Consider the following 25846-nt stretch of genomic DNA (forward strand, 5'->3'; position numbering starts at 1 on the left):
AAGCATAGTTAAGGCTCTGGCATTTTGCCTTCGTCGTAATGCTCGATCTGACGTAGCAACGCGTCCTCCAGTTCGAGCATGGCGCGCTCCATGGCTTTGCAGCATCCGGCCACTTTTTCGCGATCGAAATCCTCATGGCAGGCGGCTTCGAGTGCCTCGCAGCAGTCAATCAGGCGGGAGGCCTGTACGATCCGGGCCGCACCTTTGATTTTGTGGGCAATGTCCCGTAGCGCCTGGGTATCCCCGGAGCTGGATAACGACAGCAGCGTTGGCAGGTCCTGGCGGTTGCTGCTGACCAACTCGTTCAGCAATCGTCGGTTCAACATCGGGTTGCCCCCGGTCAGCTGTTTCAAACCGTGAAGGCTGAACGCCGGAGCTGCCTGGCCGGGTTTTATGCCTTGCACCCATTGTCCCAAGGCCCCGAGGCTGAGGGGTTTGAACAGGCAGTCGTTCATTCCGGCCTGTTTGCAGCGTTTTATTTCTTCCGGTTGAGCGTTGGCGGTAAAGCCGAGAACGGTGCAGGGAGGGCGATGGAGTTGGCGTTCATGCTGGCGAATGGCGCGGGCCAACTGGTAACCGTTCATGACCGGCATGTTGCAATCGGCGATCACCAGATCAAAAGGCTGATCTCTCCATGCCTCCAATCCTTCCTGCCCATCGGACGCGACGGTAAATCGATGCCCAAGAAACTCCAACTGCTGGCACATGAGCAATCGATTGGCCGAGTGATCGTCGACTACCAGAACATTCAATGGGGTTGTGGCGACGACAACTTGGGTTTCGACCGCTTGGATCGACTGTTGCAGCGGCAACGTTTCCAGCTGCAACAACACCTCCACTTGGGTGCCGATGCCCGGCTCGCTGCGCAATTGCAGACTACCGCCCATCATCTCGCAGAGATTGCGGCTGATCACCAGCCCCAGTCCTGCGCCTCCCCTGGCCGATTGCATGGCATGGTCAGCCTGAGCGAAGGGTTCGAACAGGCGTTGTTGATCCTGCTCGCTGATCCCGATGCCACTGTCGTGAACCTGCACCTGCATTTGCACACGCTCAGGTTGCGTAGCCGGGTGCAGTTCGACAATGACCCGGACCTGGCCTTGTTCGGTAAACTTGATGGCATTGCTGATCAGGTTGGACAGCACCTGCTTGAAACGCAATGGGTCCAGCAACACATCGAAGGTCGTATTTGCCGATGAAAACTCCAGCACCAGTTCGAGTTCCTTCTGTCGGGCCAGGCCTTCGAAAATTCGTACGACCGAGGTCACAAGTTCACCCGGATTGACCCGCTCCGGGCTCAGGCTCAAGCGTCCTGATTCGATTCTGGCGATGTCGAGAATGTCGCCGATCAATTCCAGCAACCCTTTCGCCGAGTTGTACGCGACATCGATGGCCGGACGCTCCGGGTGCTGATGATCAAGACGCTTGAGTGTCAGTTCAAGCATGCCGATGATTGCATTCATTGGCGTACGGATCTCATGGCTCATCGTGGCCAGAAACGTGCTTTTGGCCCGGTTGGCGTTATCGGCGCGTTCTTTCGCGCAACGCAGATCATCAAGCAGTTGCCGCCGTTCGCTGATGTCGATCCAGCCACCGATAATGCCTTGCACTTTTGCGCTGGAATCCCGATAGGGAAGAATCCAGTGATAGATCGTCAGCCGCCGGCCACCAATGTGCAGTTCGCGATCGACGATCAACGGTCTGCCTTCGGCCACTACGCGCTGGTAGTCGGCCTGGTACTCCCGGGCTTCGAACACATTGCTCATCGATCCCTGCATGACGCTTTTGCCGATGACATCTTCACGCCGGGCGCAGAACGCTTGCAGGTAACTGTCGTTGCAACTTTGCAGCAGCCCCTGGCGATCACGCACGTAGATCGGATGGGGCGTGCCATTGACCAGTGATCGCATGAACTCGAACTGATCGTTCAGCGCACGCTCGGCGGCCTTGCGTTGCTTGATCTGGCGTCGCATGTAGTCGTTCCACGCAATGGAAATCAGCAATAGCACGCCGGCACCGATGACGATTTGGTAGAACAGTCTTTGATAGTTGCGCCAGGTGCTTTGCGAGGATGCCGAATAGCCGCGCCAGCGACTGTTGATGATGCCCAGTTCTTCCGGCGAGATGCTCAGCAACGCCTTGTCGAGAATGGCGTTCAGCTCTTTGGCGTCCAGAGCGGTGGCAAGGGAAAACGCCGCCTGCTCAGTGCCGATGGCGGTGCTGATTTGCAATGTGTGCTCGAACAGCCGCGAGGAAATGAAGTAATTGGCAATGACCAGTGAGTTCACTGCGCCCTCTGCCTGGCCCTCGGCGAGTAACTCTACGGCACTGAAGGCGTCCGGGGTTTCGATCAACTTGATCCGGGGGAACTCTATGCGCAGGTAATCCATGATTGGATTGCCACGGGCAATGGCCAGGCGCTTGTCCTGCAACTGCGCGAGGTTGGCCGGGCTGTCTCCGGCTTTGCGGGTCAGCAGGACGTAGGAGTTTTCCAGAAAGGGGCGGGTAAAGTTCAGTTGAGATTGACGTTGGGCGCTGGGGAGTAATGCGGCGATCACATCGACCTTGTTGTCCTTGATCTGTTTGATCATCTCTTCATCGCTTCGACTGCGCTGGATATCAAAGCGCAAGCCAGTGCGCAGCCTGATCAGCTCAAGCAAATCCGCGGTGACCCCACGAAAATTGCCATTGCTATCGAAAAATGTCAGTGGCGCAAAGGCTTCGTTGACAACAACGCGCACAATCGGGTGGTGGCTCAGCCAGCGTTCTTCCCGCTCAGTGAGTTGCAGCTTTTGATCGGTCAGCAGAATGTCGCTGCCGGCGCTCCAGCGTTTGGCGATGTTTTCTCGTTCACTGGAGGGGATGGCTGTGATCATCGCGTTGATGATGCCGAGCAGTTCGGGATTGTTCCGGTTGACGGCGAAGCTGAAACCAAAGGCTTCATGTTTGCCGAAGTTGGCCATGCGGATGTTGTTCAGGTACCCCTTGTTGATCATGTAGTGAGTTGAAATGGTGTCTCCGAGGAACACGTCCGCCTGATCGAAAGCAACGGCATTGATCGCATTCTGGTAGGACGGATAGGACGTGATGATCGCCTTCGGGTACAACGCCTTGACTTCCGCCATTGGCAAGTAGTGATACACCATGCTCAGGCGCAATCCGGCCAAGCCATCAGTGAGGGATCGGGTTTCCCCTTCGCGGGTCACCAATACGGGTTGGTCGACGGCATAGGGTATGGACAATGCAATGTCGGCGTTGCCAGCTTCGAATCCATTGGCGGTGCCGAGCAGATCGACTTCACCGTTCTCCAGCGCAGTGATCGCGGCCCCTCGGGAATCGAAACGCTGAACCGTGACGGGCAGACCGGTTACTTTTTCCAGGAGACCGGCGTAATCGGCGGTAAACCCTTCATAGTCCCGACCACTGGTGGTCAGGTCGAATGGTGGATAGTCCGGGGCCGACGTACCGAGCGTCAGCTGTGTTTTTTGTGTTATCCATTGTCGCTGGGATTCATCCAGCCGAACCTCCAGCGCTCCGACCTTCGAGCGGCTGAGCAGCGTGTAGTTTTCATTGCCCGGTGCGCCGAACAACGTGGTGCTCACGCATAGACCTGCGGTCAGTTGAATCAGATAGACCTTCAAACGGCTGGGCATCCAGGTTCTCACACGAGTGCGTTACGTTTTGCCATCTCGATCAGTTCAACCAGGGATTTGGCTTTGAGTTTCTGCATGAGGCGCTTTTTGTAGGTGCTCACGGTCTTGTTACTCAGAAACATGCCCTTGGCGATTTCCTTATTTGTGCGACCTTGGGCAAAAAGTTGCAATACCATCAGTTCCCGGTCATTTACCGACTTGAACAGTTCCAGTTCAATGCAGCGTGTTTCATCTCCGCGGACGGGGTTCAAGGCTTCGCTCGGGAAATAGTTGTAACCTGCAAATACCGCTCTTATGGCGCTGACCAGTTCACTGATGTCCTCTTGTTTGCAGACATAGCCTGATGCACCCGATTGCATGCAACGAATACCGAAAAGTGTCGGGCATTGTGCTGTCAGCACCAGTGTTTTAAGAGGGGTGTTCATTGCATTGAATCGGGATAGCACTTCCAGGCCATCCAGTTTTGGAATGCTGATGTCGAGAATGACCAGGTCCGGCATGCATTCGCGAACCATCTGCATGGCGTCGACCCCATTGTCAGTTTCGCCGACGACTTTGTAACCTTCATGTTCCAGTAACATTCGAACGGCAAGGCGGATAACCGGGTGATCGTCGACAATAAAAACGGAGTTCATAATCAAGTCCCATGCGAGCTCAAATAAAGCGCGCACCATAGCTCAGATACTTGAAGGGGCGCATGAACTGACTGTCCTGTAGCAGCAATATAGGAAAAATCCTACATATTAAAAAGAATAGGACTACGTATTAACTAGGTTTCTTATTAGGAAGGCTGAAAAGAGTCCGATGTGCGGGCATACTTTAAAAGGAGGTTGTTTGTAAGTTTTTCACTGTGCATTTATCAGCTTTTATATGTTTTTTTCTATAGTGGTGCTGAGGTCAACAAGTCTCTAAATTCAGATTGTTTCAGTGGTTTTATCAAGTAACCCAATAATGGCAGCCCGTATTCGGTGGCCGTTTTTTCAAGCTCATCCAGTTCAGACGTCGTCAGGCTGCTCAGAATGATCGCCTGCCTGATCAGGCCCCGCTGGCTGGCGAACCGGACCAGTTCGAGTCCCGTCAGATCGGGCAGGCATTGATCGCATAAGAGGATGTCGAACGGTTGGTCTGCCCCGAGCATTTGCAGCAGGGCGCCTTTGGCGCTGTCGGCGGTCGTCAGTCGGGTGAAGCCATAACTTTCCAGCAGGTATTGAGTGGCTATTAGTTGGAAGGGATGGTCTTCCACCACGAGGATGCGTAGATCGTCTTTGGCCATGGGGCGCACTTCATCTGTCGAACAGAAGGGAGGGAGATTGTTTCGCGAGAGTACCGGGCAAGCGATCAGTTTGCTCGCCATGTGCTGTAGGGCAATTCGACGAAGCTTGAGTGTTGTTGGATGTTGAAGGGGGGATCAGCCATAACGAATGCCGTAATGGCTGATCGGTCGATTCATCTCAGTGGCTGGCGCGGCCGGTCATTTCCAAGGCCATGTCACTGGCATAGCTGTCGGTCATGCCGGCAATGAAATCAATCATGCGCAAAAAGGAGGTATGCAACGAGCCGTGAGGATCGGGTGCATTGTTGCCCAGCAGGTCAAGGATGCGGCGGCTCTTGAACGACGGCGTGCGTCCATTATGCTGCTCCAGCGCGGCACCGCAAAAGGCGTTGAGCAGGATTTCCAGTGTGGTGTAGGCGCCGATCTCGTGCAGGGTCTTGCGCTTGTCCTGGAAGATCTTCTTGCGGGCCATGTCCTTGGCATTGAGCACGCAACGCTTGGCGGGACCGTGCATGTGTTCCACCAGATCGCCGGGCAGTGTACCGGCCAGCAGCGCATCCTGTTGCTCGACGAAGGCGCGGGCCGCGGCATTGGTCAAGTGTTCGATGGCTTTACCGCGCAGGATCGCCAGTTTGCGTCGGCGCGAATCGCCGGGACCGAGCTGGCGATAGGTTTCCGGCAAGTCATCGCCCACCAGGCCAAGCAGCAGGGATTCGACTTCGGCGTATTCGAGCAACTCCATTTCCAGGCCGTCTTCCAGGTCGATCAGCGCATAGCAGATATCGTCGGCGGCCTCCATCAGGTACACCAGCGGGTGCCGCGCCCAACGTTGCTCCTCCACTTGTGGCAGGCCGAGTTTATGGGCGATCTGCTCCAGCAGTGGCAGCTCGCTCTGATAACAGCCGAACTTGTGTTTCTTGTAGCCCAGCGAGTCGGCGTGCCTGGCCGTCCATGGATACTTCAGGTACGTGCCCAGCGTTGCATAGGTCAGTCGGGTGCCGCCGTCGAACTGGTGATACTCCAGTTGAGTGAGTACCCGAAAGCCTTGGGCATTGCCTTCGAAATTCAGGAAGTCATTGCGCTCGGCCTCACTCATGGCATCCAGCCAGCCGCGGCCGGCGGCTTGCTGGAACCAATGACGGATCGCGTCTTCACCGGAATGGCCGAACGGCGGGTTGCCGATGTCATGTGCCAGGCAGGCCGATTGCACCACCATCCCCAGGTCGCTGGGTTCGCACCATTCGGGCAGGGCGCTGCGGATGGTTTCGCCGACGCGCATGCCCAGCGAACGACCCACACAGCTGACTTCCAGTGAATGGGTCAGGCGCGTATGAATGTGATCATTGCTGGACACCGGATGGACCTGGGTCTTGCGCCCGAGGCGGCGGAAAGCCCCCGAAAAAATGATGCGGTCGTGGTCTTTGTGAAAAGGGCTGCGGCCGAGTTCTTCAGGGCTGTGCAGAGGTTTTCCGAGGCGTTCGCGGGTAAGCAGGGTGTGCCAATCCAAGGCGGGTCTCTCCGTCAGGTGACTGATGGCCTAGCTTCCCGTTTCGCGCCATGACCTGCAAGCGGAACTACCACCCGGCGGCGGCGATATCGAGGTCTTTTTGCAAGATCTTTTTTTGGCGGATGCCTGTCGACCGGGTAGGCGCACAGGATTGCGCCCCCGATAGAGGGGCGCATCCCGTCGATGTTGCAAGGACGCAGCCAGAAAGAAACTGATCAGTCTTTGCGTGAGGAGCCCTGCATGATCAGTTTGACCAGCGGCCCCAGTGTGGTGCCGAGACGGATCAGCCGGGTCAGGCTGCTGAGGCTACCCCCGTTTTTTGCACCCTTGCCGGTCAGAAAGCCCAGCAAGGTAACGGCGGCCACGCCCCAGAGTGGAGCGTGCTTGATGCCAAAGCCGTCCTGCAGGTTTTGTGTCATCCCGCGCACCCGTTGCAAGGGCTGCAGCAGTTGCGCGGATTCGTGGCGGATTTCCTGACGGTGCATTTCCATGCGCAAGCGGATCAGGGCCTTGCGCATTTGCGCGCGCGAGCTGTTTTGTGGCAATTCAGGCAGGCTCATGGCAGCAGGCGCTCCCGATCATTGGCCAACTCTTCCAGGGTGCCATGGAAAGGCGAGGACTCATCGAAAATCGCCGCTCTCAAGCGCATCCCACAGAATATGGCGGCGAGGGAGTAGAACATGCAGAGCCCGATGATGGCGGCCAGGCGGTACGTGTCCCAGAACAGGATAAGCACCAGCGTCGACAGCCCTACCAGCAACAGCAATGCAAACACCAGCGCCAGGCCGGCAAATAGCAACAGGCTGACGGTGCGGGCTTTTTGTTCCTGCAATTCAATGCCGAACAGCTCGACATGGCTGTGCAGCAACCCAAGGAAGGCAGCACCCAGGCGCCGCGATGAGGAGCTTGTTCCCGTCACGGACGGGCCGGATTCGCCGATCGACATATCAGCGCCGGCTGGCCAGCAGGCCGATCAGGAAACCCACGCCGGCCGCGATCCCCACGGATTGCCAAGGGTTGGCCTGGACATAGTCTTCAGTGGCGGTGACAGCAGCCTTGCCGTGTTCGCGCAGGGAGTCTTCGGTCAGTTTCAGGGTTTCACGGGCACGCAAGAGACTCTCGTGGATCTGCTCGCGCAACTCGTCGGCCTGATCGCCGGCCAGGGTCGCGGTGTGTTCCAGCAAGCGCTCGGTGTCACTGACCAGTGTCTGAAAGTCGTTCATCAGGATTTCTTGAGCAGTCTTTGCCTGGGTGCGGGCCATGATGGATCTCCTTAAGTGGCTATCTGATGCGTTCGAGTATGAGCCTTCGGCGAAGGTTCAGTACAAATGACTGGTACAACTTTTGCTGAGTCTTGGTGCGCCGGTCCGCACCATTGCGCTATTGCCGGGCATGATTCCAGTAAAACCGTAGGACCAACAATCAAAAACACGCGTAAACGTCCGGGGCGCGTTTTTCCTGGACGGCGTCCGTGCGCCAAAGTGGTTCAGCGAAATCAGTCCACTGATGTCTTGAAGCTGCAACTTGGTGCACGGGCAGTCATCGCGAACTGCTTTGGTGCTTTTTTCTGCCATAAGGTCTGCCCATTCCATGGAAAATCTGCAAAGCGCTGTGGACACCCTGGTCCATAGTTCCAACACGCTGTTCATTCTGATCGGTGCGGTCATGGTTCTGGCCATGCACGCCGGTTTCGCCTTTCTCGAAGTCGGAACCGTGCGACAGAAAAACCAGGTCAATGCGTTGTCGAAAATCCTCAGCGACTTCGCTGTTTCGACACTGGCCTACTTCTTTATAGGCTATTGGATTTCCTATGGCGTGACGTTCATGCAGCCAGCGGCCCTGCTCAATGCCGACCATGGCTATGGACTGGTGAAATTTTTCTTCCTGCTGACCTTTGCCGCGGCGATTCCGGCGATCATTTCCGGTGGGATCGCCGAACGCGCCCGGTTTGTTCCCCAGCTGTGTGCAACCGCGTTGATTGTCGCGTTCATCTATCCGTTCTTCGAAGGCATTGTCTGGAATGGCAACCTGGGTTTGCAAGCCTGGTTGCTGGAGCGCTTTGGCGCCGGTTTCCATGATTTCGCAGGCTCAGTGGTGGTGCATGCCATGGGCGGTTGGCTGGCTCTGGCGGCGGTGCTGTTGCTCGGGCCGCGTAATGGCCGCTATCGCGAGGGTAGGCTGGTCGCATTCGCGCCATCGAGCATCCCGTTTCTGGCTCTGGGCTCGTGGATCCTGATTGTCGGCTGGTTCGGCTTCAACGTCATGAGCGCGCAAACCCTGCAAGGTGTCAGCGGACTGGTGGCGGTGAACTCGTTGATGGCCATGGTTGGCGGTACGGTGGCGGCGCTGATTGTCGGTCGCAACGACCCGGGCTTTCTGCACAACGGCCCGTTGGCGGGGCTCGTGGCAATCTGTGCCGGTTCCGACCTGATGCATCCTGTTGGGGCGCTGGTTACCGGTGCCGTCGCGGGGGCGCTGTTTGTCTGGTGCTTTACCGCGGCCCAAGGCAAATGGCGCATCGACGATGTATTGGGTGTGTGGCCGTTGCATGGCTTGTGCGGTGTGTGGGGCGGCATCGCCTGCGGCATTTTCGGCCAGACCGCTTTGGGCGGGTTGGGCGGGGTCAGCCTGATCAGCCAGTTGATAGGCACTGCGCTGGGCATCACTGTGGCACTGGCCGGCGGGTTTGCGGTGTATGGCGTGATCAAGGCGTTGCATGGATTGCGCCTGAGTCAGGAAGAGGAGTACTACGGCGCGGACCTGTCGATCCACAAGATCGGCGCCGTGAGCCAGGACTGACCCAGGTCACTTTATCGTCGGTAGCATCAGGGCAGGGGCCTCAATGGCTCGACGGTTTTTCGGGGCAGGCCTAGAATGGTCACTTCATTTACTGGTTGAGCGCTCATGCTTCCCGAATGTCAGCTGTTCGGCACCCTTGGATGCCACCTGTGTGAAGTAGCCGAAGCCATGTTGATGGAGTTCGTCGAGCGCGGTCTGCTGGTGGAGCTGGTGGATATCGCCGACGATGAAACATGGTTCGCAGCCTACAGCCTGCGTATTCCGGTGTTGCGGCGAATCGATACCGGTGCTGAACTGGGCTGGCCGTTCAGTGCCGACCAGGTGGTGGCGTTCCTGCGTTGAGCGGTTCTTGCGCTGGCGGTATGTCCCGCCTGTCGAACTTTGCGATTGATCCCCTTGGCTTATTCGGTGTTGATCGGATACTGTATGTGTATACAGTTATTCGCGGTGCCTGCCTTGCCATTCCAGATTTTTGGGAGTGAGCAGGCAAGCCCGGGTGTCAGAGGGATGAATCGTGGTCAATGTCGAACAGTTGAAGAACAGCGTGAACCGGATGTCCGCGGACGTCGTGCGCGAGGCTGTCCTTGAGTTGCGTCTGGATGGTCTGGTGACCGAGGGGAAAACGCCCTTCAACAAAACACATTTCAATACCTGTTTCGCAGAAATCGAAGCCTTGTTTCAGCGCGCGGGTTATCACCGGCAACTCGATGTCGTGGGCTATCAGGGATTGTTGTACGCCCTGTACGACCCCGCTCGCTGGGAGGCGGTCGATGTGCTGCGCTGGCTCAAGGAGTACACCGAAGCGGCAGCGCGCACGCAGATCCCGGCTTGAGTAATCTTAGGGTGCGTTCTCAATTGGTTTTCACGCCGGGAAAACTAATTGAGAACGCACCCTAGGTTCATTCCCCTTGCTGTTGGATAATGCCGCTCTGCACTGAGGTTAGAGCTTTCGTATGTCCACTTCTTCTTTTTCCGCGGCACACAGTCAGGCCAGTACGCTCTACTTGCCACCTGGCCCGTGGCAGACCGTTGTCGATTGTCTGTGCGAGCATTTCAGCACTATTGGTCGTGAACAATGGCTGGACAGAATCGCCCGTGGCCGGGTCCTCGATGGGCAGGGCATGCCGATTGCACTCGATCTGGCCTACAGGGAAGGTTTGCGGATTCATTATTTTCGCGAAGTGCCGGATGAAAAACCGATTCCGGTGATCGAGTCGATCCTGTACGCGGACGAGCATCTGGTGGTGGCGGACAAGCCGCATTTCCTGCCGGTGACGCCGGCTGGCGAATACGTCGAACAGACGCTGCTCAGGCGCTTGATCCGGCGCCTGGACAATCCGTATCTGGTGCCATTGCATCGCATCGACCGGCACACCGCGGGGCTGGTGCTGTTTTCCGCCAATCCGCAGACCCGTTCGGCTTATCAGTCGTTGTTTCCAACCCGGCAGATCGAAAAGCGCTACGAGGCCATCGCCAAGGCGTTGCCTGGCCTTTCTTTCCCGTTGGTGCACAAAAGCCGGCTGGTCGATGGCGAACCGTTCTTCCGCATGCAGGAAGGTCCGGGGGCCAGCAATACCGAGACGGCGGTCGAAGTTCGGGAGAAACAGGGGGATCTCTGGCGTTATGGTCTTTACCCGGTGACGGGAAAGAAACATCAGCTACGGGTACATATGGCGGCGTTGGGCGCCGGTATCTGCAACGACCCGTTTTACCCCGAGGTGCTCAAGGATGCGCAGGATGACTACGCCAATCCTTTGAAACTGCTGGCTCAGGGGCTGAAATTTGTCGATCCGGTCACGGGCCAGGCGCGTGAGTTCGAGAGTGAAATCACCCTGCAATGGTGATCGGTAAGCGATCCTGAAACGCTGCTCTCCAGGCATGAAAAAGCCCGCATCAAGCGGGCTTTTCTGTATCCGGTGGCACCAGGATTACAGCTCCTTGACGGTCCGAACCTGATCCTTGTTGATGCGGGTCTGTTTGCCATCGAGCTGTTCGAATTCGTAGAAACCGGAATCCTTGTCGAATTGTGGCGTGTCGACGGCCTGGATTTCGCGACCGTCATTCAAGGTGATCACCGTAGGCGATGCGCAACCGGCGAGGGTGGCAAGGCCCAGTGCGAGCATGAAAGTGGCGAGGGTCCGTTGAGTCATGAGTTGTGTCTCCGAATAAGAATTCTGTGGTTGCTGAACTTGAGACGTGCACCGTCTGCGCAAGTTCCTGATCAATGTCAGTCTGACACAGTGTCATGACCGCTTAAAAGTTCCGGCGTGTTGAGGTTGGCCAGTCGCGGGTCGTTGTCCGGGCATTGCAGCGCGGTCGCGCCGAGCTTGCGCATCAACCGGCCAGGGCTGCGCTCACCCTCGTTCCAGGCATTTTCAAATGCTGCCCTGTGCAGCACCGGGATCACACACAACAAGGGTTCCCAGTGGTCATCATGGCGCACCATCAGTGGCTTGTCCGGATGCAGGTTGGCGGCCTCGCGCATAGTGCCGATCAGTGCCGCATCGATGCCCGGAACGTCACAGGGCATGACCAGCAAATGGCTATGGCGAGCAGCTTTCAGGCCCGCGCGAATACCGGCCAGCGGCCCGGGGAAGTCACCTTCATCATCGTGGACCAACTGGTCAGCGTAGGGGGCGTACTTCTCAAGGTTGCGATTGCAGGAGATGATCAGGTCATCGGTCAGCGGACGGGTCTTGCGGTGCAGATGTGCAATCAGGGGTTCGCCGTGCCAGTCCAGCAACCCTTTGTCCCGACCACCCATGCGTTGGCCGCGCCCGCCCGCCAGGAGCAGAATGGAGCAGGGTGGCAATTGTGAATTCGTGGTCATGGCAGGCCTCCATGGGGGCGGCGAAAAAACGGAGCGCTGTGATATAACACCGGGCTGTTTCTCCTACAACTGGACGAGCCTATGAAAGCCAAGGCTGATGTACCTTTCGCACCGCTGAATATTGCAGTGCTGACTGTCAGCGATACCCGCACACTGGAAACCGACACCTCAGGCCAGGCCTTTGTCGACGGATTGACCGCTGCCGGTCATTTCCTGGCTGCTCGGGTGTTGCTCAAAGATGACCTCTACAAAATTCGCGCGCAAGTCGCCAACTGGATTGCCGACGATGTCGTGCAGGTGGTGCTGATCACCGGCGGCACCGGTTTTACCGGGCGTGACAGCACACCGGAAGCCGTCGGTTGCCTGCTGGACAAGCAGGTTGATGGATTTGGCGAGCTGTTCCGCCAGATCTCGGTTGCCGATATCGGTAGCTCGACCGTTCAGTCCCGGGCATTGGCTGGCCTGGCAAACGGCACGTTGGTTTGCTGCTTGCCGGGCTCGACCAATGCCGTGCGCACAGCTTGGGATGGCATACTGGCCGAGCAGTTGGATGCGCGGCATCGGCCGTGCAACTTCGTGCCTCATTTGAAACAGGCCGCGCCTTGTGAATCCCGTGGGTAAGCCTGGCAAGTCTGGCAGTCTGATGCCTGTCGAGCAGGCGTTGGCGCGGCTGCTGGAAATGGCCGAGGCCTCGAGGATTGTCGAGCGTGAACGCTTGCCATTGGCGCAGGTACAGGGGCGCGTACTGGCTGAAGATCTGGTGTCGACGCTTGATCTGCCACCCTGGCCCAACAGCGCCATGGACGGTTATGCCTTGCGCATGGCTGACTGGACGGGAGAGCCGTTGCTGGTCAGTCAGAAGGTGTTTGCCGGCCAGGCCCCCGATCCGTTGCAGCCAGGCACCTGTGCGCGCATTTTCACCGGGGCGCCTGTTCCTGCCGGTGCCGATTGCGTCGAGATGCAGGAGAACGCCGAGGTTCAGGCCGATGAGCGAGTACGTTTCATTCAAGCCTTGACCCAAGGCCAGAACATTCGCCCGCAAGGCCAGGAAACGACCGTCGGCGAACTGATTCTGCCGGCAGGTACACGGCTGGGGCCGATCGAGCAAGGATTGGCGGCCTCCTTGGGATGCGCTGAGCTGGCGGTGGTTCGCAAGGTGCGTGTGGCGGTACTGTCTACCGGCGACGAATTGATTGAACCGGGGCAGGCGCTGGGGCCAGGACAGATCTACAACAGCAACCGGGTGTTGTTGTGTAGCTGGTTGCAGCGTTTGGGGTGTGAGGTCGTCGATGCGGGAATTCTGCCGGACAATCTGGAAACCACTCGCTCCCGATTGGGAGAGTTGAAGGATGTCGACCTGATCCTCTCGACCGGCGGCGTATCGGTGGGGGAAGCCGATTTTCTGGGTATCGCCTTGCGCGAAGAGGGCGAGCTGACGCTGTGGAAGCTCGCCATCAAACCCGGTAAACCGCTGACGTTCGGACATTTTCGTGGTGTGCCGGTGATTGGCTTGCCGGGCAATCCGGCATCGACCCTCGTGACCTTTGCCTTGTTGACCAGACCCTATCTCCTGCGTCGTCAGGGCGTGCAGGACGTTGAGCCGCTGAAGGTCCAGGTGCCTGCCGGGTTTGACTGGCTCCAGCCAGGCAGTCGGCGTGAGTATTTGCGTGGACGTCTGGAAAACGGCAGGGCAACGATCTACAAAAACCAGAGTTCCGGTGTGCTGCGCAGCGCGGCCTGGGCTGATGGACTGGTAGAAGTCCTGGAGGATCGCACACTGGTTCCGGGCGATAGCGTTTTCTTCATTCCGCTGAGCGAAGTCCTGGGCTGATAGCTTCAGTGGCTTTGTCACACAAGACCCGGTTGATTGAGCCGGGTCTTGTGTGGGTGGCAACTCAATGCGCCAAAAGCAATGAAATGACCTGTTCGAAACGGCTATTGGCGATCCAGCCAAGGAGGCCGAGGATCACGGCTGTTCCGCAGGCGGAATAGACAAGTCGGTGTTTGATGGATTTGACGTCATCCCGGGCTTCTTCCATGTCCCTGCGTATGCACTTGAGGTGTGTTTCCAGCTCGGTGACGCGAGGTTCCATATCAACTTCTCCCGTGGCTTTTGTGCTGTTGCGGCATTCAGCTCGATGGCCTGCATTTTTATTTTCTGTGAGCGGCAAGACCGAAATGGTCGGTGACGCGAGGTTCTGGCGTTGCATGGCACGTCCTTGTGATGTCCAGCAGGCTTCTAAAACTCTATCAATTCAGATTTCCGGTCAATTGAGCCGATTCCTCATGTTTTGTAAGAAAAGTCCTGCCGTGTGGGGTGCGGGACCTTCCGACTGGAAATAATTCGTTTTTTGTGGCTTTTAACGGACGCTTCGAGTGGCGAATTGATAGTTTAAAATGTGCAACTCGATGGTTTGTACGATAAGGCGCTTCTATCATAAATTTATTTGTGCAGTGGTTTTTTTTGCTACTTGTCCCGATAAGAGGGACAAGGCTTGATGTGTTCCGATATTTGGAATAAGTGCACTGTTTGAGTAATGGTTTTCTGTTTGCGTGTTTGTAGCGTAAATCTGCAGATGAAATGATTTGTTAAGAAGAGTGAGTCACTTTTAACTTGACTCTTTTCTATGAAGAATTAAATGCTGTACTTCAAATTGAAACAGTGTTCCAAATGCAGGGACAGATAATGTCATTAAAAACTCTCAATATTTCCCTTGAGTTGCTCTCCCGCTTTTCCGCGGAGCGTTTCAGTTGGGGCGTTCGTGAAATGAGCGCAGAGATGGGCCTTTCGCCCTCCGCTGTGCAACGGATCATGTCGACGTTTGCAAAGCAGGGCTTTTTGCGCCAACAAACGGAAACTCGCCGATACGAACTGGGCGTTCGCTTTTGGGAGTACGGGTTGTTGTTTCGCGACCGGTTGCAGTTATCCGATGCGCCCGCTATCTGGCTGCGAGAAGTGGCCACGGAACAAGGCGAAACGGTGTATCTGAATTTCCTGGACGGCCACACTTCTGTGTGTGTGCAGGTAGCCGACAGCACCGAACATGTGCAACTGAACATTAAGCCGGGAGAGCGGACTTCGCTGCATGCGGGCTCCCGAGGCAAGGTGATGCTAGCGTTTTTACCTACGCAGATGCGCAATCTGATTCTCGAAGAGACGTTTGTTTCGTTGCCGATGGACGAGGCCCGGCAACGCCGGTCAAGTCTTCACGCGGACCTCGATAGTGTCCATGAACAAGGCTTTTGCGTCAGTCGCAGTGAGCGGCTGAAGGATGTTGTCGGTTTGAGTTTCCCGCTGTTTGACGCCCGTTCAATCGTAATGGGTTCGGTCACCATCGGCGGCCCCGGTGCGCGTATGACAGATGAAAAGTTACAGGCTTGCATGTCTCCTATGCGCCAGTTGGCTGAACAACTTCAACGTCACTTCCGGAAATTCCTATGAGTACAACTTTTTTACCACACGCCATTAAACGTGTGTCGATGCCGCTGTTGTCGATGGGGTCTTTTTTTGTCGGTGGACATGAGGTCTGCTACAGCGGCGAACCAGAGGAGGCGTATGTACTGGCTCCCAATGGAGTGCCCGTGAACATCAACCCCAACGGTACGTCCTGTGTCGGGCAGATGTATGTGCAGTACTTGCTCAATGCCGAAGGGACACGCCGCCCACCCGTGGTGTTTTGCCATGGCGGCTCGATGACGGGGGCGGTCTGGGAGTCGACCCCTGACGGGCAGGAAGGCTGGTTGAGCGATTTCTTTCGTCAGGGTTGGTCGGTCTACAACGTTGATGCCGTCGAGCGTGGCCGTTCGGGCTGGGCCCCTCGAGATCGCGCTTTTGCCGCCAAACCATTATTGCGCACCGGCCAGGACTGCTTTGTGCAGTTTCGCATCGGTACTGCGGTTCAGGATTGCTCGCTCGACAGCCTGCATGCCGCCGCTTATCCCCACTGCCAATTCCCGCTTCAGGCGTTTGACCAGTTCATGAGGCAGGTGGTGCCGCGTTGGTCAGATACGGACGAACTGACTCTGAACGCTTATGTAGCGATGCTGGATTGTTTGGCACAGCCGGTGATTCTCATTGCCCACTCACAAGGCGGTGCTTTCGCCGTGCGTGCGGCCGAACAGCACCCTGACAAAGTGGCCGCGATTGTCGCCATTGAACCGGCGCAAGCGGGCACGGCAGAAGGGCTTGCGCAAAGGCGGCTGAAAGATACTCCGATCCTGTTGGTCTATGGCGACAATCTGCGACTGGACGCACGCTGGCCCCATATCAGAAAACGTACCGATCACTATTTTGATCAGCTCGCGACTTGCGGTGGTCATGTAACGCTCATGGATCTGCCAGCGCACGGTATTTATGGAAACTCACACCTACTCATGCTCGAACGCAACAACCTGGCTATTTCGGCGCTGATCCAAAAATGGTTGCAAACGCAAGGATTGGCTACTGCTCTCTAATGCTTTCTAACAAGCATCAGCGCATTACACCTGAAGGAGCACTTCATGGAACAAAAACAACAAACAGTTGAAAGCCTCACGATGCGCAAGGTGGCATGGCGAATATTACCTTTTGTGACCGTCGGATATTTTCTTGCCTCTCTGGACCGAGTCAATATTGCCTTCGCCGCATTACAGATGAAGCAGGATATTGCATTGGGAGACGCGGCTTTCGGCTTCGGCGCGGGTTTGTTTTTTATCGCTTACTGCCTGTTCGCGGTTCCTGCCAATATGATGCTGGAACGGTTCGGGCCGGTACGCTGGCTAGCGTTCACCATGGTTTCCTGGGGGCTCATCAGTAGTTGCATGGCTGCTGTGTCGGGACCTCAGTCCTTTTACATCCTGCGTTTTCTGCTCGGGATGGCCGAGGCTGGATTTTTTCCTGGCGTTATCTTCTATCTGACGCTGTGGTTCCCCAGTGGCCACCGCAGCCGTGCGGTCGCGATATTGATGATGGCCTTGCCAGTGTCAAGTGTTCTGGGCTCCCCGTTGTCTGCCTTGTTGTTGCTGACCGATGGCTGGTTGGGCATGCGAGGCTGGCACTGGTTGTTCATCATTGAGGGTTCGCCGGCTATTTTCATGGGCATTCTCTGTTTGTACGTGCTTCCTCACGATGTTAGTCGTGCCAGGTTCCTGACAGCTCAAGAACGGGCATGGATTGCCAGCCAGGTCAGTGAGGTGCCCGGCGAAAAAGTTCGGGGTACGCTCAAGGATCTATGGGGCGTGCTTTGCAACAAGTATGTGTTGGTTTTGACATTGATATATATAGGTGGGACTTCCGTGACCAATGGTCTGTCGCTGTGGCAGCCACAAATCATTAGCACGTTCAATTTGTCGACCATGCAGATCGGTTTCCTCAACGCGCTGCCTTTCGCCCTCGCCAGCTTTGTCATGTACCTCTGGAGCAGCCATTCGGATCGCACCGGTGAGCGTGTAAAGCACTTGGCGCTTCCATTGGCCATCGGCGCGGTTGCGCTGACATGCATCATGTTCGTTGAGTCGTTGCTGGCGACCATTGTTGTGCTATGTGTTGCCATCACCGCCGCGTCGATGATCAAAGGCCCATTCTGGGCACTGGCGACCGAAATGGTCCCGGCGCGCAACGCAGCCATGGCCATTGCGATGATTAATGCCTTGAACAATCTGGGGGTTTTTGCCGGCACCTATCTGATCGGGGTAATCAAAGAGGCCACTGGCAACTTCACCTTTGCGCTGGTGCCTTACCTGGTGATCTCAGTCGTCGCCTGTACCCTGGCGCTTTGGATCGGTCGCCGCCAGGGAATGAACATCGGGAGCGCATCAAGCAAAATCGCTGGCTAGCCATAGCATTCGATGGACGCTGCCAGGCGGAGAAAAGCCCGCGATGGGGAGGGCGGGCTTAAAGGTTTTCGCCAGGCTCTGTACGAAAGTAATGTTGTGAACGCAGCATGGTACAAGCCAGTGAAATACCTAGTCATCAAGGCTGATGATTTGTTCGCGCACGGCAAACAGTACCAGGCCGGCCACATCGTAGATCTGCAGACGCTTCATGATCTGCGAACGGTGGGTTTCGACGGTCTTGACGCTCAACCCCAGGCCGTTTGCGATCTCTCGGGTGGATTTTCCGCGAACGATCAACCGCAGGATTTCCAGCTGACGTGCCGTCAGGTTGTGCGAGTCGGCAGGTTCAGGTGGGCGCTTCTGGTTTCGGGTCAGGGCCTGGTTGATCACCGTGTGGGCAATGGCCGGGCTCAGATAGCGCTCGTTGTTGCGCAAGGCTTCCAACGCGTGTTCAAGTTCAGTCGCCGTAGTGTCCTTGAGCAGGTAGCCATGGGCTCCGGACTCCAGCGCCTGCATGATCAGGGCCGGGTCGGTGTGCATCGAGAGGATCAGGACCTTGCTCTGCGGGCGCACCCGCTTGAGCTGCTGCAGCGCTTCGAGGCCGCCGGTCTGGCGCATCGAAATATCCAGCAAGACAATGTCCGGGGACAGGTGCCCGACCATTTCGAGCAACTGCGAGCCGTCACTGGCCTCACCGATGACGGCATAGCCGGGCAGATCCATTACCAGGGCACGCACGCCAGCCCTGATCAGCGAGTGGTCATCCACCAGAAGTAAATTACAAGTCAATGCATAACCTTATTCGAACTGGCCCGTTCGAGCGCACGGGGCGCCCAGGGAAAAAGAGCTTCGATTTGAGTGCCTTTGCCCGGCTCGCTGGTAACGGTCAGTGTGCCGCCCAGTTGATCGATTCGTTCCGACATCCCGGCCATACCGCGTTGCCCTTCACGACCAGGGTCTGATGCGGGTGCGAAGCCCTGGCCATCGTCGCTGATCTGCAACTTCAGGCCTTGGGGCAGACGCTGCAGGCACACTAGCAGGTTCTTGGCCTGGGCATGTCGCAGGATGTTGGTGACCGCTTCCTGGGTAATGCGGAAAGCCGCCACGGCCATTTCCTCCGGTATGCCGGTCAGGCGCTGCTGGCATTCCAGGCTCCAGTGCACCGGGGTGTTGGCCAGGGTCTTGAGCAGGTGCGCCCGCAGACTGGCTTCCAGCCCAAGGCTGGTCAACTGCCGGGGATTGAGAATGGCGGATACGTCACGAACTTTGGCGAGGGTTTCTTCCAGCGTGTCGCAGAGGACCGAACATTGTCCCTGGAGCTCTTCGGGCATCCGGCGTTTGAGCCAGTCACTTTGCAGTTTTGCGGCGGTCAGCAATTGACCGATGTCGTCATGCAGTTCGCGGCTCAGTCGGTGACGCTCGTTTTCCTGGACCTGTAATAGCCGGTCGGCCAGTTCCTGGGGCTGGAATTTGATCGATTTGCGCGAGAGGCAATACTGCACGGCAACACTGGTCAGCGCCGCAACGTTGAGCACCAGCAATGACAGGGGGAGCGGAATGGACAAGCCATGGACCAGTAGACTGCCGAGGGTCGAGCAGACGCATAGCAATAGCGTGAATGTGCGTGCATTTTCCCGGGAGGGTGGCCACTTGGCGATTGACTTGAGGCTGGCGTGCATAGCGGATGGAGCCAATGGATGTTCGCTGCGGGCTGACCGGTCATGCTGGCTGACAGGCCCCTGTTTTTTCATGTGGAGCGCCGACGCGTTCAGCTCCGAACTGCAGCGAGCTGTATCCGGCTGCAATCACACTGCCATTAATTGGCGTCAACTAACAGGCGGCATGTTAGCACTTAAGATACCGATGGTCGCGTCCGTATGTATGTCCGAAAAGTCAGGCGCCCAGTCGTCTGGAGGATGATTCCATAATGGAACAAGTTGGTTGTTACCGTCGCAAAATGCCGATTACCTTAGGTTTTTTTGTTGATATCAGGCAACACCCGGGTCAAGGCAGGTGCGCAATTGTCGATGGGCAAGAGTGGTTGTTTAATGATGTCGCTTATAGCTATGAAATATTCATTTGCGACCTGTGCGCACTCAAGTTAGAGCGCGATATTGATAACCGGAACACGCCATACGGCATGGTTTGGCAAGTTCAGGCCTGCCGCTCCGAATAGGATACGAGGGTGAAGGGCCTGGCATTGACCGGTGGTTGAAACCGGCTTTGCCCGACTTGAAAGGCAAAGGCTTCGATCAGGGTGGCCTGTTCGCTGTCGTCGAGACTGAGCTGTCCGGTGGTCTGGTCGATGAGTTCGAGTTGCCAGGCAATCAGGGTCAGGCAGTCTTTCAGGGCACTCAGCGCCTCGTCGTGCAGGCTCATGGTGTTCTGTGCGTGGTTCAGCAGGCCATGAATATGCAGGGAGAATTCAGACACGGCCGCCAACGCCAGGGCATCGGCCTTGTTGGCCAGCTTGAGCAGTGTGCTGAGCAGACAGTCGATGGCGTCCTTGTCATTGCTGATGAGTTGCAGATGACTCAGGCATTCCTCGGTTTTAGCCAGGAGTGTTTCAGCCTCGACTAGAAACTCCGGGAGCCTCAGGGCCCACTCTTTACGGTCGTTCGGCATACTTATCTCCACAGCGTCATATCAAATGAGGGGATATCGTGTGTGTCGACGAGGGCGGTCGGAACCCCGGCATTGCCGAGTCGCCGGGTGAACGACTTGCGGCTGGCCCGCAGGCAGGCTGGGGAACACGAGAGGGTGGTTGGCCACTGGCTTGCGATCGCACACAAAAGCCTGACTCCGTTCATGCAATGAGAATGGCGTCACATTAATGGCTATTGGATATTGCGAATATCAGGTTGTACCTGATTGTTGATAGGGGGATCCCTTACGCAGGGGAACCTTTCGCGAGAACCGGGGTCGCGTGGCGCGGAAGTACGGCAGATGTAATCACAGCGCCAGTAAAGCATGATGTTAATGTGACATCAATTGCCGGGCGTGGCATTTTAGAGAGGGTCAAGCTTCGGCAAAAACAGCCGATAACCTTCCTTAAGTGAATTCATCCGAACAAGACCTGGAGTCATTGATGGCCGGCATTCTCGACACGGTAGACCAACGCACGCAACTGGTGGGTGAGAATCGCCTGGAAATTCTCATGTTCCGGCTCGCCGGACGGCAATTGTTCGCGATCAACGTCTTTAAAGTGCAGGAAGTCCTGCAACTGCCAAAGTTGACGCTGATGCCGCAGCGCCATCCGTTTGTGTGCGGCGTGGTCAACCTGCGTGGCCAGACCCTGCCGGTGATCGACCTGTCCCAGGCCATCGGCATGCGCCCGTTGGTGCCGGGGCCAGGCAGCACGATTATCGTCACCGAATACAACCGTTCGGTTCAGGCCTTCCTGGTCGGTGGCGTGGACCGGATCGTCAACATGAACTGGGAAGCCATCCTGCCGCCCCCGAGCAGTGCCGGCCGCCAGCACTACCTGACGGCCATCAGCAAGGTCGATGACCAATTGGTGGAAATCATCGACGTCGAAAAGGTCCTGGCCGAGATCGTCCCTTACAACGCCAAGGTCTCCCGCGCCAAGCTCGAAGATCCGGTGCTGGAACGTGCCCGTGGCCGTGAGGTGCTGCTGGTGGATGACTCCAACGTGGCCCTGACGCAATTGCGCGATACCCTGGGACAACTGGGTGTGAAGATGCACATCGCCAGCGACGGGTTGAAGGCCTTGAACATGCTCAAGGCCTGGGCTGATACCGGCGTGGACATGACCGAAAAACTGCTGATGGTCTTCACCGATGCGGAAATGCCGGAAATGGATGGCTATCGCCTGACCACCGAAATTCGCAACGACCCGCGCCTGCGCGGCTTGTACGTGGTGCTGCACACCTCGCTGTCCGGCAGCTTCAACGACTCGATGGTGAAAAAGGTCGGTTGCGACAATTTCCTTTCCAAATTCCAGCCGGACAAACTCGTCGACGTGGTTCGCCAGCGCCTGATGCTTGACGAAGTACCGGCCTGATCAGGCCTGCCCCCCACCGGGGCAGTGTTTGCTCGTCAGCCTTTGATTCGGCCGTAAAGCTCGTATAGGGTGGCGTTTTTACCTGACAGGGAGTGGCCATGTTGCGACTGAGCGCGCTGTATCGTTATCCGTTGAAGTCCGCCAAGGGCGAGACCTTGCAAGCGATCGGTCTGGATAAGCTTGGGCTGGACGGCGATCGCCGCTGGATGCTGGTGGACGAGGCCAGCGGGCGCTTCCTGACCCAGCGTGCGGTAGCGCAGATGAGCCAGTTGTCGGCACTGTGGAATGCCGAAGGTGGCTTGACCCTCAGCGCGCCTGGCCATTCGCCGATCGACATTGCCTTGCCCGGTAACGATGCAGAGTTGCGTGGCGTGACGATCTGGCGCGATACCTTGCGAGTCCCTGATGCAGGCGATGAAGCAGGAGCCTGGGTCAGCCGATTCATCGGCAAACCGACACGCCTGGTGCAAGTGCCGCTGGATCGGGCGCGGATGACGGAGGCTGGCTACGGCAAGGATGACGACCAGGTGGCGTTCGCCGATGGCTATCCGCTGTTGCTGATTGGCCAGGCCTCTCTCGCGGATTTGTCGCAACGGGTCGGGCGTCCGTTGGAGATGCTGCGTTTCCGGCCGAACCTGGTGATCGAAGGCAGTGAGGCGTTCGCCGAGGATGGCTGGAAGCGTATCCGTATCGGCGAAGTCGAGTTCCGCGTGGTCAAGTCCTGTTCACGCTGCATCCTGACCACCATCGACCCGCAGACCGGGGAGCGCAGCGACGACCGCGAACCCTTGGCCACCTTGCAGAAATACCGTGCCCAGGCGGACGGGGCAATGTTCGGCCAGAACCTGGTCAACGATAGCAACGGTCGACTCGAAGTCGGCATGCCGGTGGAGATCCTCGAGTAACTTTGCGCAGAATAAAAAATGCCCGTGTCGAAAAACACGGGCATTTTTATTGCGGCGACTTTTTGGTGCAGGCCCCGCAGGCTTAACCGCGGTATTCGCACAGGTAAGCGGTGTCGACGGCGACTTTCAGCTGGAACTTGCTGTTGGCCGGTACGTTGAACTGGCTGCCGGCGGCGAAGGTTTCCCAGTCGCTGCTGTCTGGCAACTTGACGGTCAATGCGCCGCTGACCACGTGCATGATTTCACGCTGGCTGGTGCCGAATTCGTACTCGCCCGGTGCCATGACGCCGATGGTCGCTGGACCTTCTGCGGTGCCAAAGGCGATCGACTTGACGGTGCCGTCGAAGTACTCGTTGACTTTAAACATGGGCGATTCCTCGAAAAGGGCTAAAAAGGGCCGGCCAGTATGCACAAGGCCCCGGGAGTCGTCACCTGTCTAAAGCGGAAGAACCAGCGGCAGCAGGCGCGCGGTATTGCGCGCATCCTCCAGCGCCCGGTGTTGCTGGCCGGTGAACTGCAGGCCGGCCAGTTGCAGGGCGCCGTTGAGCCCCAGCGGGCGTTCCAGGCGTCGGGCCTTGGCAAAGCGCTGTTTGAGGTTCATGTGCGGCACGTTGGCCAGCACGCTGGCGAGTCCTAGGCGCTGCCACTCCTGAAGCAGTTGTTTGCGATCGTAATCGCCCCAGCTGACCCAGCCTTCCAGTCGTGTGTGGTGATGGCCAAGCCAGCGCTCAAACGCCGGCCAGACTTCGCCCAGCGGTTGTGCGGCATCGATGTTGGCTTGGGTGATGTGCGTCAGCTCGCGGCAGAACGGCGTCAGTAACGGCCGTCGCAAAGGCCGGACGAAGCGCTGGAAGTGGTCCAGTTCACGTCCCTTGCGGTCCACCAGGGTGGCGCCGATTTCAATGATTTCCATATCTGTTACGGGCCATCCACCCTCATCGGTGGTGGCCTCCAGATCAATGACCAGCCAATGAGGCATTGCAGGGTTCCTGATATCCGCGTCCTGTAGGGTTTGAGCGTAGCCAAACCCGGCGGTTCCGCCTAGCGCCTTATTCGACCTCCAACAGAATCTGCCGGTTTTTCACCTGATCCCCGACTTTGACCTGCAAGCGTTTGAGCACACCGTCGATGCCTGATTTCAATGGGTGCTCCATTTTCATCGCCTCCAGTACCACCAGCAGTTGGCCCTTGGTCACTTTGCTGCCTTCGTTGACCAGAACGTCGACAATCGCCCCGTCCATCGGTGCCTTGAGGGTGCCGGAGCTGACACTGGCCTGGCCGGTAACCTGCGCCTGAGTGCGATCCACGAACTGCAGACTGCCCGGCCGGGTAAACAGCCAGAGGCGCCCGGCCTCCAGGCGATAAGCGTGGCGTTGGCGAACGCCTTCGATTTCCAGGCTGACCCAGCGTCCGTCGCTGTGGATGATCTTCAGTTCGAGGCTGCGCTCGGCGACCTGAATGCACAACGGCTGGCCCGGGATCGCCTGCAACGCTACCGGCCAGTCCCGATCCTCAAGGCCGATGCGATAGTGCAGCGGCACGCTGGCGTTGTTGCGCCAACCGCCAAGCGGGGCCGGGTGAGCCTGTGCCGCCGCCTGATAGAACAGGGCGGCGGCGATGGCCAAGTGCTGCGCGTTTGGGGGCTCGGGATGCAGGCAGGCGTGGTCGGCGAAATGCTGCGCGATGAAACCGGTACTGAAATCTCCACCAGCGAACTGCGGGTGTTCCAGCAGGCTGGCAAGCAGGCGTTGATTGCTTTGCAGCCCCAGCAGCACGCTGTCTTGTACCGCCCGCAGCAATTTGCGCCGGGCTTCTTCGCGGGTGGCACCGTGAGCGATGAGCTTGCCGAGCATCGGGTCGTAGAAGGGACTGATGACCTGGCCTTCGATCAGTCCGTGGTCGATCCGCACACCGTCCTGCAATGCCGGCTCCCAGGCCACGACTCGCCCGGTTTGCGGCAAGAAGCCTTGGGCCGGGTCTTCGGCATACAGGCGCACTTCCATGGCGTGGCCTGTGAGTTGCACCTGTTCCTGGCGCAAGGGCAGCGGTTGCCCTTCGGCGATGTTCAGTTGCCAGGCCACCAGGTCCAGCCCGGTGATCAGTTCGGTCACCGGGTGCTCCACTTGCAGCCGGGTGTTCATCTCCAGGAAATAGAACTGCCCACGCGCATCCAGCAAAAACTCCACGGTGCCCGCGCCCACGTACTTCACCGCTCGCCCGGCCTTGAGCGCCGCTTCGCCCATGGCCTGGCGCAGCTCAGCGGTCATCACCGGGCAGGGCGCCTCCTCAATGACTTTCTGATGCCGGCGCTGCACCGAGCAATCGCGCTCGCCGAGGTAAATCAAGTTGCCATGCCGGTCACCGAACAACTGGATCTCGACGTGGCGGGGTTCGATGAGTGCCTGTTCGAGAATCAGTTCAGCGCTGCCAAAACCGTTCAAGGCTTCGGAGCGCGCGGTGCGAATCTGTTCCAGCAAGTCGCTGGCGTCGTGCACCAGGCGCATGCCGCGTCCACCGCCGCCGGCGCTGGCCTTGATCATCAAGGGATAGCCGATGCGCTCGGCTTCGCGGCTCAGGGTGGCGTCGTCCTGTTCGGCGCCTTGATAACCGTTGATGCAGGGCACACCGGCTTCGATCATGGCGATCTTCGACAGGCGCTTGCTGCCCATCAGTTCGATGGCCTCGGGGCTGGGGCCGATGAAGGTGATGCCGGCATCCCTGCACGCGAGGGCAAACCCGGCGTTTTCCGAGAGGAAGCCGTAGCCCGGATGGATCGCATCCGCGCCTGTGCGCCGGGTTGCGTCGAGGATGGCCGGGATGTTCAGGTAAGACTGTTGCACCGGGGCCGGGCCGAGCTTGACCGCCTCGTCGGCCATCCGCACGTGCAGCGCATCGGCGTCGGCATCGCTGAACACGGCGACGGTGCGATAGCCCAGTGCCTGGGCCGTGCGCTGGATGCGGCAGGCGATTTCACCGCGGTTGGCGATGAGGATTTTTTTGAGTCCGGGCATGGTTAGGCTCTCTGAATTTTAGCGGTGTCTGGT

At 57.7% G+C, this 25846-nt stretch carries 28 protein-coding genes; 12 read left to right on the top strand and 16 right to left on the bottom strand.

Annotated elements, in window-relative coordinates:
• Positions 1-8: 8 nt before the first annotated feature.
• The 7 genes from ASD95_RS26305 to ASD95_RS26335 all read right to left on the bottom strand — a co-directional run bounded on the left by ASD95_RS26305 (position 9) and on the right by ASD95_RS26335 (position 7692).
• Positions 9-3650: a transporter substrate-binding domain-containing protein gene (locus tag ASD95_RS26305; protein WP_056727092.1), complete on the bottom strand. Its 3642-nt coding sequence runs from the start codon at positions 3648-3650 to the stop codon at positions 9-11.
• An 8-nt stretch (positions 3651-3658) separates the two neighbouring features.
• A complete protein-coding gene (locus tag ASD95_RS26310) occupies positions 3659-4285 on the bottom strand; it encodes a response regulator transcription factor (RefSeq protein ID WP_056727435.1) in 627 nt (208 codons plus the stop codon).
• 245 nt (positions 4286-4530) lie between these two features.
• Positions 4531-4923 carry a response regulator gene (locus tag ASD95_RS26315; RefSeq protein WP_056727091.1) on the bottom strand — a complete coding sequence of 131 codons (393 nt, stop codon included), beginning with the start codon at positions 4921-4923 and terminating at the stop codon, positions 4531-4533.
• A 178-nt stretch (positions 4924-5101) separates the two neighbouring features.
• Positions 5102-6430 carry a deoxyguanosinetriphosphate triphosphohydrolase gene (locus tag ASD95_RS26320; RefSeq protein WP_056727090.1) on the bottom strand — a complete coding sequence of 443 codons (1329 nt, stop codon included), beginning with the start codon at positions 6428-6430 and terminating at the stop codon, positions 5102-5104.
• 215 nt (positions 6431-6645) lie between these two features.
• The gene (locus tag ASD95_RS26325; RefSeq protein WP_056727089.1) at positions 6646-6990 is read right to left on the bottom strand and encodes a hypothetical protein; all 345 of its coding nucleotides are present in this window, start codon (positions 6988-6990) and stop codon (positions 6646-6648) included.
• Positions 6987-7376 (bottom strand): phage holin family protein, encoded by a 390-nt coding sequence (locus ASD95_RS26330; protein WP_056727088.1) that lies wholly within the window; start codon positions 7374-7376, stop codon positions 6987-6989. The genes ASD95_RS26325 and ASD95_RS26330 overlap by 4 nt, the downstream gene beginning before the upstream one ends.
• Before the next feature lies 1 nt (position 7377).
• Positions 7378-7692, bottom strand: coding sequence for a DUF883 family protein (locus ASD95_RS26335; protein WP_056727087.1), 315 nt, complete (start codon positions 7690-7692; stop codon positions 7378-7380).
• Positions 7693-8020: 328 nt separating this feature from the next.
• On the opposite strand from ASD95_RS26335, the gene ASD95_RS26340 reads away from it, so the two are divergent.
• The 4 genes from ASD95_RS26340 (at position 8021) to ASD95_RS26355 (ending at position 11073) form a co-directional block, all read left to right on the top strand.
• Positions 8021-9229 carry an ammonium transporter gene (locus ASD95_RS26340; RefSeq protein WP_056727086.1) on the top strand — a complete coding sequence of 403 codons (1209 nt, stop codon included), beginning with the start codon at positions 8021-8023 and terminating at the stop codon, positions 9227-9229.
• Between the two features lie 105 nt (positions 9230-9334).
• A complete protein-coding gene (locus tag ASD95_RS26345) occupies positions 9335-9571 on the top strand; it encodes a glutaredoxin family protein (protein WP_056727085.1) in 237 nt (78 codons plus the stop codon).
• Between the two features lie 172 nt (positions 9572-9743).
• The gene (locus tag ASD95_RS26350; RefSeq protein WP_008020364.1) at positions 9744-10061 is read left to right on the top strand and encodes a hypothetical protein; all 318 of its coding nucleotides are present in this window, start codon (positions 9744-9746) and stop codon (positions 10059-10061) included.
• Positions 10062-10182: 121 nt separating this feature from the next.
• Complete coding sequence (locus tag ASD95_RS26355) at positions 10183-11073, top strand: pseudouridine synthase (protein ID WP_056727084.1); 891 nt, start codon at positions 10183-10185, stop codon at positions 11071-11073.
• An 84-nt stretch (positions 11074-11157) separates the two neighbouring features.
• On the opposite strand, the gene ASD95_RS26360 is transcribed toward ASD95_RS26355, so the two are convergent.
• Both ASD95_RS26360 and mobA read right to left on the bottom strand, forming a co-directional pair.
• Positions 11158-11379: a YgdI/YgdR family lipoprotein gene (locus ASD95_RS26360; protein WP_007994800.1), complete on the bottom strand. Its 222-nt coding sequence runs from the start codon at positions 11377-11379 to the stop codon at positions 11158-11160.
• Between the two features lie 77 nt (positions 11380-11456).
• On the bottom strand, positions 11457-12059 hold the full coding sequence (gene mobA / locus ASD95_RS26365) for a molybdenum cofactor guanylyltransferase MobA (RefSeq protein ID WP_056727083.1): 603 nt from the start codon (positions 12057-12059) through the stop codon (positions 11457-11459).
• An 81-nt stretch (positions 12060-12140) separates the two neighbouring features.
• Between mobA and moaB the strand changes: the two genes are divergently transcribed.
• Positions 12141-12680 (top strand): molybdenum cofactor biosynthesis protein B, encoded by a 540-nt coding sequence (gene moaB, locus ASD95_RS26370; RefSeq protein WP_056727082.1) that lies wholly within the window; start codon positions 12141-12143, stop codon positions 12678-12680.
• Entirely contained in the window at positions 12664-13890 is a 1227-nt protein-coding gene (locus ASD95_RS26375) for a molybdopterin molybdotransferase MoeA (RefSeq protein ID WP_056727081.1), read from the top strand. The genes moaB and ASD95_RS26375 overlap by 17 nt, the downstream gene beginning before the upstream one ends.
• A gap of 64 nt (positions 13891-13954) precedes the next feature.
• On the opposite strand, the gene ASD95_RS30040 is transcribed toward ASD95_RS26375, so the two are convergent.
• Positions 13955-14269: a hypothetical protein gene (locus ASD95_RS30040; protein ID WP_236709764.1), complete on the bottom strand. Its 315-nt coding sequence runs from the start codon at positions 14267-14269 to the stop codon at positions 13955-13957.
• Positions 14270-14673: 404 nt separating this feature from the next.
• Here ASD95_RS30040 and ASD95_RS26385 point away from each other — a divergent pair, with 404 nt between their 5' ends.
• Genes ASD95_RS26385 through ASD95_RS26395 form a run of 3 tightly spaced genes read left to right on the top strand, consistent with a single transcriptional unit; the run spans position 14674 to position 17873 of the window.
• A complete protein-coding gene (locus ASD95_RS26385) occupies positions 14674-15501 on the top strand; it encodes an IclR family transcriptional regulator (RefSeq protein WP_156385847.1) in 828 nt (275 codons plus the stop codon).
• Complete coding sequence (locus ASD95_RS26390; protein ID WP_082563013.1) at positions 15498-16514, top strand: alpha/beta fold hydrolase; 1017 nt, start codon at positions 15498-15500, stop codon at positions 16512-16514. The genes ASD95_RS26385 and ASD95_RS26390 overlap by 4 nt, the downstream gene beginning before the upstream one ends.
• Before the next feature lie 45 nt (positions 16515-16559).
• The gene (locus ASD95_RS26395) at positions 16560-17873 is read left to right on the top strand and encodes an MFS transporter (protein WP_056727078.1); all 1314 of its coding nucleotides are present in this window, start codon (positions 16560-16562) and stop codon (positions 17871-17873) included.
• Between the two features lie 129 nt (positions 17874-18002).
• On the opposite strand, the gene ASD95_RS26400 is transcribed toward ASD95_RS26395, so the two are convergent.
• Together ASD95_RS26400 and ASD95_RS26405 are read right to left on the bottom strand one after the other, a co-directional pair.
• Positions 18003-18662: a response regulator gene (locus tag ASD95_RS26400; RefSeq protein WP_056727077.1), complete on the bottom strand. Its 660-nt coding sequence runs from the start codon at positions 18660-18662 to the stop codon at positions 18003-18005.
• Positions 18659-19552: a sensor histidine kinase gene (locus ASD95_RS26405; RefSeq protein ID WP_056727076.1), complete on the bottom strand. Its 894-nt coding sequence runs from the start codon at positions 19550-19552 to the stop codon at positions 18659-18661. The genes ASD95_RS26400 and ASD95_RS26405 overlap by 4 nt, the downstream gene beginning before the upstream one ends.
• A gap of 248 nt (positions 19553-19800) precedes the next feature.
• On the opposite strand from ASD95_RS26405, the gene ASD95_RS26410 reads away from it, so the two are divergent.
• Entirely contained in the window at positions 19801-20049 is a 249-nt protein-coding gene (locus ASD95_RS26410) for a hypothetical protein (RefSeq protein ID WP_156385845.1), read from the top strand.
• Here the strand turns inward: ASD95_RS26410 and ASD95_RS26415 are convergent.
• Positions 20028-20498, bottom strand: a complete 471-nt coding sequence (locus tag ASD95_RS26415; protein WP_056727075.1) for a hypothetical protein — start codon at positions 20496-20498, stop codon at positions 20028-20030. The genes ASD95_RS26410 and ASD95_RS26415 overlap by 22 nt on opposite strands.
• A gap of 463 nt (positions 20499-20961) precedes the next feature.
• Between ASD95_RS26415 and ASD95_RS26420 the strand changes: the two genes are divergently transcribed.
• Positions 20962-21897, top strand: coding sequence for a chemotaxis protein CheV (locus ASD95_RS26420; protein WP_056727074.1), 936 nt, complete (start codon positions 20962-20964; stop codon positions 21895-21897).
• A gap of 98 nt (positions 21898-21995) precedes the next feature.
• Positions 21996-22802 (top strand): MOSC domain-containing protein, encoded by an 807-nt coding sequence (locus ASD95_RS26425; RefSeq protein WP_056727073.1) that lies wholly within the window; start codon positions 21996-21998, stop codon positions 22800-22802.
• 82 nt (positions 22803-22884) lie between these two features.
• Here the strand turns inward: ASD95_RS26425 and ppnP are convergent, their stop codons facing one another.
• The 3 genes from ppnP to ASD95_RS26440 form a co-directional block, all read right to left on the bottom strand.
• Positions 22885-23169 carry a pyrimidine/purine nucleoside phosphorylase gene (gene ppnP / locus ASD95_RS26430; RefSeq protein WP_007940055.1) on the bottom strand — a complete coding sequence of 95 codons (285 nt, stop codon included), beginning with the start codon at positions 23167-23169 and terminating at the stop codon, positions 22885-22887.
• Between the two features lie 69 nt (positions 23170-23238).
• On the bottom strand, positions 23239-23781 hold the full coding sequence (locus ASD95_RS26435; RefSeq protein ID WP_056727072.1) for an exonuclease domain-containing protein: 543 nt from the start codon (positions 23779-23781) through the stop codon (positions 23239-23241).
• A gap of 70 nt (positions 23782-23851) precedes the next feature.
• Entirely contained in the window at positions 23852-25813 is a 1962-nt protein-coding gene (locus ASD95_RS26440) for an acetyl/propionyl/methylcrotonyl-CoA carboxylase subunit alpha (protein WP_056727071.1), read from the bottom strand.
• Positions 25814-25846: the final 33 nt, after the last annotated feature.

The sequence above is a fragment of the Pseudomonas sp. Root71 genome, from assembly GCF_001429045.1.
GTDB classification, from domain to species: domain Bacteria; phylum Pseudomonadota; class Gammaproteobacteria; order Pseudomonadales; family Pseudomonadaceae; genus Aquipseudomonas; species Aquipseudomonas monachiensis.

Bases quoted from the DNA above. Each gene is read 5' to 3' on its own strand.
- ASD95_RS26395 (WP_056727078.1), top strand. From the start codon at position 16,560: ATGGAACAAAAACAACAAACAGTTGAAAGCCTCACGATGCGCAAGGTG.
- ppnP (WP_007940055.1), bottom strand. From the start codon at position 23,169: ATGTTTAAAGTCAACGAGTACTTCGACGGCACCGTCAAGTCGATCGCC.
- ASD95_RS26325 (WP_056727089.1), bottom strand. From the start codon at position 6,990: ATGAGCCTGCCTGAATTGCCACAAAACAGCTCGCGCGCGCAAATGCGC.
- ASD95_RS26425 (WP_056727073.1), top strand. From the start codon at position 21,996: ATGTTGCGACTGAGCGCGCTGTATCGTTATCCGTTGAAGTCCGCCAAG.
- ASD95_RS26435 (WP_056727072.1), bottom strand. From the start codon at position 23,781: ATGCCTCATTGGCTGGTCATTGATCTGGAGGCCACCACCGATGAGGGT.
- ASD95_RS30040 (WP_236709764.1), bottom strand. From the start codon at position 14,269: ATGCAACGCCAGAACCTCGCGTCACCGACCATTTCGGTCTTGCCGCTC.
- ASD95_RS26340 (WP_056727086.1), top strand. From the start codon at position 8,021: ATGGAAAATCTGCAAAGCGCTGTGGACACCCTGGTCCATAGTTCCAAC.
- ASD95_RS26415 (WP_056727075.1), bottom strand. From the start codon at position 20,498: ATGCCGAACGACCGTAAAGAGTGGGCCCTGAGGCTCCCGGAGTTTCTA.
- ASD95_RS26335 (WP_056727087.1), bottom strand. From the start codon at position 7,692: ATGGCCCGCACCCAGGCAAAGACTGCTCAAGAAATCCTGATGAACGAC.
- ASD95_RS26405 (WP_056727076.1), bottom strand. From the start codon at position 19,552: ATGCACGCCAGCCTCAAGTCAATCGCCAAGTGGCCACCCTCCCGGGAA.
- ASD95_RS26355 (WP_056727084.1), top strand. From the start codon at position 10,183: ATGTCCACTTCTTCTTTTTCCGCGGCACACAGTCAGGCCAGTACGCTC.
- ASD95_RS26420 (WP_056727074.1), top strand. From the start codon at position 20,962: ATGGCCGGCATTCTCGACACGGTAGACCAACGCACGCAACTGGTGGGT.
- ASD95_RS26440 (WP_056727071.1), bottom strand. From the start codon at position 25,813: ATGCCCGGACTCAAAAAAATCCTCATCGCCAACCGCGGTGAAATCGCC.
- ASD95_RS26310 (WP_056727435.1), bottom strand. From the start codon at position 4,285: ATGAACTCCGTTTTTATTGTCGACGATCACCCGGTTATCCGCCTTGCC.
- moaB (WP_056727082.1), top strand. From the start codon at position 12,141: ATGAAAGCCAAGGCTGATGTACCTTTCGCACCGCTGAATATTGCAGTG.
- ASD95_RS26345 (WP_056727085.1), top strand. From the start codon at position 9,335: ATGCTTCCCGAATGTCAGCTGTTCGGCACCCTTGGATGCCACCTGTGT.
- ASD95_RS26330 (WP_056727088.1), bottom strand. From the start codon at position 7,376: ATGTCGATCGGCGAATCCGGCCCGTCCGTGACGGGAACAAGCTCCTCA.
- ASD95_RS26360 (WP_007994800.1), bottom strand. From the start codon at position 11,379: ATGACTCAACGGACCCTCGCCACTTTCATGCTCGCACTGGGCCTTGCC.
- ASD95_RS26390 (WP_082563013.1), top strand. From the start codon at position 15,498: ATGAGTACAACTTTTTTACCACACGCCATTAAACGTGTGTCGATGCCG.
- ASD95_RS26410 (WP_156385845.1), top strand. From the start codon at position 19,801: ATGGAACAAGTTGGTTGTTACCGTCGCAAAATGCCGATTACCTTAGGT.
- ASD95_RS26305 (WP_056727092.1), bottom strand. From the start codon at position 3,650: ATGCCCAGCCGTTTGAAGGTCTATCTGATTCAACTGACCGCAGGTCTA.
- mobA (WP_056727083.1), bottom strand. From the start codon at position 12,059: ATGACCACGAATTCACAATTGCCACCCTGCTCCATTCTGCTCCTGGCG.
- ASD95_RS26315 (WP_056727091.1), bottom strand. From the start codon at position 4,923: ATGGCCAAAGACGATCTACGCATCCTCGTGGTGGAAGACCATCCCTTC.